7 protein-coding genes are annotated in these 7,493 nt (G+C 72.2%); 2 read left to right on the top strand and 5 right to left on the bottom strand.

Going from position 1 to position 7,493, the window contains the following annotated elements; genetic code table 11:
* The first annotated feature begins 62 nt into the window (after window positions 1–62).
* Complete coding sequence (locus ABZ656_RS09235) at window positions 63–410, top strand: tetratricopeptide repeat protein (RefSeq protein ID WP_060895622.1); 348 nt, start codon at window positions 63–65, stop codon at window positions 408–410.
* A 209-nt stretch (window positions 411–619) separates the two neighbouring features.
* Here the strand turns inward: ABZ656_RS09235 and ABZ656_RS09240 are convergent, their stop codons facing one another.
* The 5 genes from ABZ656_RS09240 to ABZ656_RS09260 form a co-directional block, all read right to left on the bottom strand.
* Window positions 620–1,639 (bottom strand): hemolysin family protein, encoded by a 1,020-nt coding sequence (locus ABZ656_RS09240; RefSeq protein WP_360266075.1) that lies wholly within the window; start codon window positions 1,637–1,639, stop codon window positions 620–622.
* Complete coding sequence (locus ABZ656_RS09245) at window positions 1,636–3,060, bottom strand: hemolysin family protein (protein ID WP_360266078.1); 1,425 nt, start codon at window positions 3,058–3,060, stop codon at window positions 1,636–1,638. The genes ABZ656_RS09240 and ABZ656_RS09245 overlap by 4 nt, the downstream gene beginning before the upstream one ends.
* Window positions 3,061–3,357: 297 nt before the next feature.
* Window positions 3,358–4,308, bottom strand: coding sequence for a M56 family metallopeptidase (locus ABZ656_RS09250; RefSeq protein WP_360266081.1), 951 nt, complete (start codon window positions 4,306–4,308; stop codon window positions 3,358–3,360).
* A gap of 6 nt (window positions 4,309–4,314) precedes the next feature.
* Window positions 4,315–4,854 carry a BlaI/MecI/CopY family transcriptional regulator gene (locus tag ABZ656_RS09255; protein ID WP_360266084.1) on the bottom strand — a complete coding sequence of 180 codons (540 nt, stop codon included), beginning with the start codon at window positions 4,852–4,854 and terminating at the stop codon, window positions 4,315–4,317.
* Window positions 4,855–4,885: 31 nt separating this feature from the next.
* Window positions 4,886–6,292: a PepSY domain-containing protein gene (locus ABZ656_RS09260; protein ID WP_101402390.1), complete on the bottom strand. Its 1,407-nt coding sequence runs from the start codon at window positions 6,290–6,292 to the stop codon at window positions 4,886–4,888.
* 275 nt (window positions 6,293–6,567) lie between these two features.
* Between ABZ656_RS09260 and ABZ656_RS09265 the strand changes: the two genes are divergently transcribed.
* Window positions 6,568–7,224 carry a peptide deformylase gene (locus tag ABZ656_RS09265; protein WP_360266088.1) on the top strand — a complete coding sequence of 219 codons (657 nt, stop codon included), beginning with the start codon at window positions 6,568–6,570 and terminating at the stop codon, window positions 7,222–7,224.
* Window positions 7,225–7,493: the final 269 nt, after the last annotated feature.

A 7,493-nucleotide genomic window follows, 5' to 3' on the forward strand; every position in this document is an offset into this window, starting at 1 on the left:
CGGGCGAGGTGCTGGAATATTCAACCATCAGGTGAGGTTCTGGCACTCGAAGGAGGTCAGCAGTGGACACGAAGTACTACGACCAGGGGACGGCCGCGGAGCGCTGGGAGCGGGCGCAGCTGTTCTTCGACGCCAAGGACTACGCCGGAGCGGCGCGCGTTCTGGGCGGCCTTGTGGACGAGGTGCCGGAGCAGACCGGACCACGGCTGCTGCTGGCCCGCGCGTACTACCACTCGGCCCAACTGCGCCGCGCCGAGACCGAGTTGCGTGCGCTCGTCGAGCGTGACCCGGTGGAGCACTACGCCCGGCTGATGCTGGGGCGCACGCTCCAGCGCCAGGGGCGTCACGACGAGGCCGAGTCGCACCTGCGGATCGCCTCCGCGCTCGCGGGCGACTTCGAGCAGGTGTGACCGCCCTTGAGGGTGCGGCCGCCCCTTGGGGTGTGACCGCCCGCTGAGGACGTGAACGTCTCCCGAGGGCACGCACGTCGCCCGAGGGCGTGAACGTCTCCCGAGGCCGTGAACGTGGCCGAGAGCACGACGAAGAGGCCGGGTGCCGGAGCGCCGTGGCGGGTCATCGAGGTGACCGGCCACAGCGACGGCACCCGGCCTCAGCCGTGTCACGCCGCGCGCGGCTCCATCAGCCGTGCCAGCAGATCGTCCAGGCTGACCAGGCCGGTCAGCCGCCCCGTGTCGTCGCGTACGACGGCGAGGGAGGCTCGGTGCAGGCGGAGCTGTCCGACGGCGTGGGCGACCGTGTCGTGCGGTGACAGCTCCGGGACGGGGCTGGCCAGGTCGCGGGCGACCGCGGTCCGGCCCTGCGCGCGGGCGACCAGCGCGTCACGGGCGTGCACCGAGCCGAGGACCATGACGCCGTCGCGGACCAGCAGGCGGGTGCGGTCGCTGTCCCCGGCGACGCCCAGTACGGCGTCGATCGCCGCGTCAGCGGGGACCGAGGTGATCCGGTCGGCCGGGATCTGGAGGTCCCCGACCGGGTGCTGCGGCTCGGTCAGCGAGCTGGTGATCAGCTCGGAGTCCTCCTTGCTGATCAACCCGAGCCGCTCCGACTCCTCGACGAGGTGGGTGAGTTGCTCGCGGTTGTGGACCGAGGCCAGCTCGTCGCGCGGAGTGACCCGGCAGAGCCGGACCAGCGCGTTGCTCACCTTGTTCAGCCCCACGATCAGCGGGCGCACCGCCCGGGTCAGGGCCCGGAAGGGCGGCGTGAGCAGCATGGCGGAACGCTCGGGGTGCGAGATGGCCCAGGACTTGGGGGCCATCTCGCCGACCACCATGTGCAGGAACACGACGACGAACATCGCGAGCGCGAAGGACACGCCGTAGCTCAGGCCGCTGGGCAGGCCCGCCTTGTGGAGCAACGGGTCGAGTTCGTGCGAGATCGCGGGCTTGGACACCGAGCCCAGGCCCAGCGTGCACACGGTGATGCCCAGTTGGGCGCCCGCGAGCATCAGTGACAGCTCGCGCATTCCGGCCAGCGCGGCCCTGGCACCGCGTTGCCCGGCCGCCGCGGCCCGCTCCAGCCGGTGCCGCTTGGCTGCGACCAGCGCGAACTCGGCGGCCACGAAGAACCCGCTGCCGATCAGCAGCAGTACGGTCACGAAGAGCGCCATCGAGAAGCTCATGCCTGCTCCTCCGCACTGTCCACACGGTGGATACGGTCCGTACCGCCCACCTCGTCCACGCCATGCACGCCATGCACGCCATGCACGCCATGCACGCCGTCCGTACGGTCCTTCGCCGGCAGGCGTTCCAGGCGGACCCGTTCCGGTACGTGGCGGTCCAGGGCCTGTACGTCGATCGAGACGCGGCCTCCGTCGGACAGTTCGACGATGACGCGGTCCGCGATGGCGGGGAAGCGGCCCAGACGGTCGACGATCAGCCCCGCCACCGTGCCGTAGTCGTCCTCCTCGGGCAGGTCGATGCCGGTCGCCTCGGCGACCTCGTCCAGTCGGCGGCCGGCGTCGACGAGCCAGCCCTCGCCGTCGGCGACGGCGATCTCCTTGACGGTGTCGGTCTCGTCCGCGATGTCGCCGACGAGTTCCTCGGCGATGTCCTCGTAGGTGACGACGCCCGCCACACCCCCGTGCTCGTCGAGGACGACGGCGAACTCGTCGTCGTACGCCCGCATCTGTGCCACGGCCTCGGGCAGCGACAGGGTGTCGGGCAGCAGCAGGGGTCTGCGGCCGAGCGCGCCGGCCGTCGTGCGGCTGAGCCGGTCGGCGGGCAGCCGCATCAGCTCGCGTACGCCCAGGACGGCGGTGATGTCGTCCGGGTGGTCGCCGAGGACGGGGTAGTTCGAGTGTCCGTGCTTGGCGATCAGCTGGACGGCCTCCGTGGCCGTCGCGTCCTTGCGGACGAAGACGGCGTCGGCGCGCGGCACCATCACCTCGTCGAGGGTGCGGTCGGAGAACTCCATGGCGTGGTCGAGGAGATCGGCGGTCTCGCGCGGCAGCTGCCCGTGCTCGTGCGACTCGCCGATGAGATGACCGAGCTCCTCGAGGGTCGCGCCGTGGTGGAGTTCCTCGACGGGCTCGATGCCGACCTCGCGCAGCAGCTTGTCGGCGGCGCCGTCGAAGAGCCGTACGACCGGGCCGACGACCTTCAGATACGCGAGCGTGGAGCTCGCCAGGGCCTTCGCGAGGCGCTCCGGGACGGCCAGGGCCAGGTTCTTGGGGGCCAGTTCACCCAGCACCATCTGGAGCACGGTCGCGAACGCGAAGGCCAGGACCACCGAGATGCCGGTGACCGCGCCGTCCGGGATGCCGATCGCGGTGAGGACGGGCGTGAGCAGGGCGGACACGGACGGCTCGGCGAGGAAACCGACGACCAGACCGGTCACGGTGATGCCGAGCTGGGCGCCCGACAGCATGAAGGACAGCCGCTCCAGCACCTTCAGGGCACGGGTGGCCCCTCGGTCGCCCGCTGCCGCTTCCCGCGCGAGCGCGAGGCGGTCGGCGGCGACGTACGCGAACTCCTGGGCGACGAAATAGCCGGTGCCCGCGGTCAGGACGAGGACGGCCAGCAGGCCGAGTGCGGCACTCATCGAACACCACCCCGCTGTGTGCCGCGATCAAGAGAAATCAGGCGGGGTGGTCCGGGACTGTGTCCCGGAGGGTCCGTCGGTCTGGCGGACAAGGAAGCGCTCCTCTGGGTCGGTCTGTGCCCTGGAAAACGATTTTGTTCGCAAACGAGTTCCCGTGCCACCTATGTTCTTTCTACACGTCTGTAGGAACCCCGAGGAGTAGTGGCGGAGTCGCAGAGGGGTCGTGACGGAGCTACAGCGGCGTGGTGGCGGAGCTACAGCGGCGTGGTGGCGGAGCTACAGCGCGTGGTGGCGGAGCTACAGCGGCGTGGCCGCGTGCAGGATCAGGACCATCGTCACGGCCGAGTTCGCCGACGACATCGCGGAGACGAGGGTGCCGACCGCGGCGCCCCAGGCGGCCAGCCCCACGGACGTGAACACGGACGGCCAGCTGCGGGCCACCGGAGCGGGGCGCAGCAGGGCGGCGACCCGGCGCGGCACAGGGCCCGCGGACGCGAATCCGGCGAAGCCGGTGAACGCGGCGAACGCCGGCACCGAGCCCCCGCCCGGCAGCAGGGCGGCCTTGCCGATCGCCCGCGCCACCACCGTGCGGCTGCCGACCGACCGGGCCGCGTCCTCGTCCGCCCACCGCTCCGTGGTGTAGACGGCGGTCGTACGCAGCGGTCGCAGGAACGGATTGGCGCGCGCCGCGAGTCGTACGGCGAGCAGGTAGCGGTGGTGAGCGGCCGTCAGGTGGGCCCGCTCGTGCGCGAACAGGGCACGGCGCTCAGGCGAGGTGAGGCCGCGCAGCAGGGCCGTGGTGACCACCACGCGGTCGCGGCGTCCGCCGGGGAGGGCGTAGGCGTAGGGCTTCTCCTCGGGGAGTACGACCACGGAACGGCCGGGCAGTCCGGCGAGCGCCCGCCGCGCGCGCTGGGTGACCCGGCGGTGGCGCCACAGGGTGCGCGTGCAGACCGCGAGGACCAGGACCAGGGCCGGGATCGCCGCCTTGCCCGCGATCTCGTCGTGCGGCACGGCCGCACGGACCTCCGCGTCGGACCAGCCGTCCGGGAGCGGGTTGCCGGGCAGTTGCGCGGTCCCGACGACCATCAGCAGGGCCAGGCAGAGTGTGCTGCACAGGGCCATGACGGTGGCGACCGCCGTCAGCAGCCGGGTGGCCGTACGCGGATGCAGATGCAGTTCGGCGAGGCGTGCCACCGGCCAGGCACTGAGTGGCAGGACGAGCGGCAGAAAGACGAAGACCCCCATGAGACATCAGTCTTCCGTATCGCCGGGCGTCCCGTCGGTCCCATCCACCACATCGGCCCCGTCCTCCGTATCAGCCTCGTCTGGCGCATCGGCACCCTCTGACGCATCGGCACCGTCTGACACATCGGACCCATCTGACGCAGCGGCCCTGTCCGTCGCGTGGGCCGTCTCCAGGAGCGCGCGCAGGACCTGTTCGTCGTCCGGCGGCAGCGCGGTGACGAAACTGGCGAGGACGGCCTCGCGGTCGCTCTCGCCGTCGAGAAGCCGGCGCATCTTGAGCGCGGCCAGGCCCGCGACGTCGGCGGTGGGCCGCCACACGAAGGAGCGTCCGCGTCGTTCGCGGGCCACCGCGTCCTTGGCGAGCAGCCGGGTCAGGATGGTGACGACGGTGGTGTAGGCGAGGTCGCCGCCGAGTCGTTCCTGCACCCAGGCGGCGGTCACCGGGGCCTTTGCCTCGCGCAGTGCGCCGAGCACCTGGCTCTCCAACTCGCCCTGCCCACGACGCCTGGAAGGCCGGTGCGGGTCCTCGCGGTTGCGCTGCGCCATGTCCGTCTCCCTCCGGCGTTCCCCTACCTGATCACGCTACCTGGCCTCCATGGGTGCGCTTGCCACGGCGGTACGCGATCTCGCCGAGGACGACGTCCACGGCGACGAACACCGCGAGCGGGATGCCCAGCAGCGGGACGAAGTAGCCGAGCACGGCGACGGCCGCCATGAGCGGGACGAGGATCTGCGGCGGGACCTGCTGCCAGGCGCCGCGGGGTATGGGGCGGCCGAACGCGGAGGCACGGCCACGCTGCCACCACACGCGGTAACCCCACACGATCAGCAGGACCAGGCAGAGCGCGAGGGCCATCAGGGCGATCTGGTTGAGGAGACCGAAGAGGACGCCGCTGTGGGCGTCGATGGCCCAGCGGGTCAGCTTGGCGAGCAGCGGGTAGTCGGCGAAGCGGAGTTCGTCGGTGACCTCGCCGGTCGTCGGGTCCACGGCGACGGAGTCCTGCTTCTCGGGCCAGCTGCGCTGGACCTGCTTGACCACGTACGCGGTGGAGGCGTCGGCGGGTACGACGATCTCGACGGGGTCGCCGAGCCCCTCGGCGCGGGCGGCCGCGAGGACCTTGTCGAGGTCCTGGGGCGGTGTGGTCGCCGTGGTGCCGTCGGGCCCCGTGCCGGTGTGGCCCGCGTGCTCGCCGCCGGCCGCCACCGACGCGGACACCGAAGGGGTCGCCTGGCCGAGCGAGGTCCTGAGTTCGTCGATGTTGGCACCGGCATAGGTCGACCAGGTGAGTCCGGTCGCCGAGAGGAAGAAGAACCCGGCCGCCGCCCACACGCCGACGGTGCCGTGCAGACCGAGGGTGCGGCGGCGCCCGGAGGTGCCCCGCACCTTGCGCTGGGCTCGCCGCCGGGCGAACCACAGCACCAGCCCGCCGGCCGCGATGACCCACAGCCAGCTCGCGGCGAGTTCGCTGTAGAGGCGGCCGTTCTCGCCTAGGTGCAGGTCACGGTGGAACTCGTCGATCCAGGTGCGCAGCGGGAGCGCGCCGGTGGAGCCGTACTGCTCCAGCGAACCGCGCACCTTCGCGGTGTACGGGTCGACGAACACCGCGAGCGTGTGGCCCTCGCCGACACCAGGGACGCCGGAGAGCAGCACCCTGGTCGTCGCGTCCGTCTCCGGCGACGGTCGTACGGCGGAGACCACGCCCTGCGGGTGGGCCTTGCGGGCGGCGGCCACCTGCTCGGACACCGGGAGCTTGTGGTCGCCGACCGGGACCGTCAGCTCATGCGCGTACACGATCTTCTCGGCCTGGTACGAGGCGGCGTACAGGAGGCCGGTCAGGGCCGCGACCAGCAGGAACGGGGCGGCGAGTATTCCCGCGTAGAAGTGCAGGCGCAGGATCAGGGGGCGCAGCGGTGCCTTTCTGGCGGGGGCCGGGGCGACGGGTTCGGGGGACTCGTCCGTCGTGGTCGTGGGAGCGGTGGACATGGGCGGGCTTCTCCGGTCGGACGGGGATGGGAATGCGGACGGAAGCGGGGACAGGAGGGGGGACGGGGACAGGGACGGGTGTCGACTCGGGTCGTGAGCCAGGGAGTTGGGCTCTCGGCCTGGAGTGGTCCGTGGTGGTCCAGAGGTCGGGGCGCGTCGGCGTCGAGTTCCCGGGGCGTCCTGTGGTGTGAGTCACACGCACGGAAGCGTGGGGACCGGGGAGATGCCCCTGGCGCCGCCTCGCTTGACGCGATCCGTCTTGGCATCCTGACGCGATGGCATCCGAACGTGACCCCAGCGCCTCTCGCCCCCTGAGCGACCTGGTCGAGGAACTCCTCGCCCATGAAGGCCCGTTGCCCATCGTCGCCGCCGGGGACCCGGTGCTGCGCCGCCCCGCCGAGCCCTTCGCCGGCCAGCTCGACCGGGGGCTCCTGACCCGCTTCGTCGCCGCCCTGCGCGCCACCATGCACGCGGCGCCGGGCGTCGGGCTCGCGGCACCGCAGGTCGGCGTGCCCCTGAGGATCGCGGTCATCGAGGATCCGGCGCCGGTCTCCGAGGAGGTGCGGGCGGTGCGCGGGCGGGTGCCGCAGCCGTACCGGGTGCTGGTGAACCCGTCGTACGAGGGAGTGGGCGCGGGGCGGGCCGTGTTCTTCGAGGGGTGTCTGAGCGTGCCGGGGTGGCAGGCCGTGGTGGCCCGGCACGCCGAGGTGCGGCTGACGGCGCTGGACGAGCGGGGCCGGGCGATCGACGAGGTGTTCACGGGGTGGCCCGCGCGGATCGTCCAGCACGAGACGGATCACCTGGACGGCATGCTCTACCTCGACCGTGCGGAGTTGCGCTCGCTGTCTTCCAACCAGGCGATGGCGGAACACTGGGCGCAGCCGACGCCTGCGGAGGCCGCCGCGGCACTGGGCTTCGCCCTGCCCGACTGAGGGCGCGCGCCGAGGGGGGCCTGCGGCGAAGGGTGTGCGGCAGCGGGAGCGACGGGGTACCGCCTTGCGGGCGCCCCCGGCGGTCCGGCGCAACCGGCCTGGCTGCGAACGGGACGCCCTCCGGGCCAGCAGCCGGAGACCGGCCCGGCTGACGCGGCCGGGCAGGCCGGGCAGGGCACGACCTCGAAGACCGTGCTGACGGACCTGGAGAAGACCGCCACCGCGTGCGCGACCTTCACCGACTCCGACACGCACACCAAAGTGAAGGT

It is taken from the genome of Streptomyces sp. NPDC007095 (assembly GCF_040634475.1).
GTDB lineage: Bacteria > Actinomycetota > Actinomycetes > Streptomycetales > Streptomycetaceae > Streptomyces.

Excerpts from the sequence above, each read along its gene's own strand:
- ABZ656_RS09265 (WP_360266088.1), top strand. The coding sequence starts at position 6,568 with ATGGCATCCGAACGTGACCCCAGCGCCTCTCGCCCCCTGAGCGACCTG.
- ABZ656_RS09260 (WP_101402390.1), bottom strand. The coding sequence starts at position 6,292 with ATGTCCACCGCTCCCACGACCACGACGGACGAGTCCCCCGAACCCGTC.
- ABZ656_RS09250 (WP_360266081.1), bottom strand. The coding sequence starts at position 4,308 with ATGGGGGTCTTCGTCTTTCTGCCGCTCGTCCTGCCACTCAGTGCCTGG.
- ABZ656_RS09245 (WP_360266078.1), bottom strand. The coding sequence starts at position 3,060 with ATGAGTGCCGCACTCGGCCTGCTGGCCGTCCTCGTCCTGACCGCGGGC.
- ABZ656_RS09240 (WP_360266075.1), bottom strand. The coding sequence starts at position 1,639 with ATGAGCTTCTCGATGGCGCTCTTCGTGACCGTACTGCTGCTGATCGGC.
- ABZ656_RS09255 (WP_360266084.1), bottom strand. The coding sequence starts at position 4,854 with ATGGCGCAGCGCAACCGCGAGGACCCGCACCGGCCTTCCAGGCGTCGT.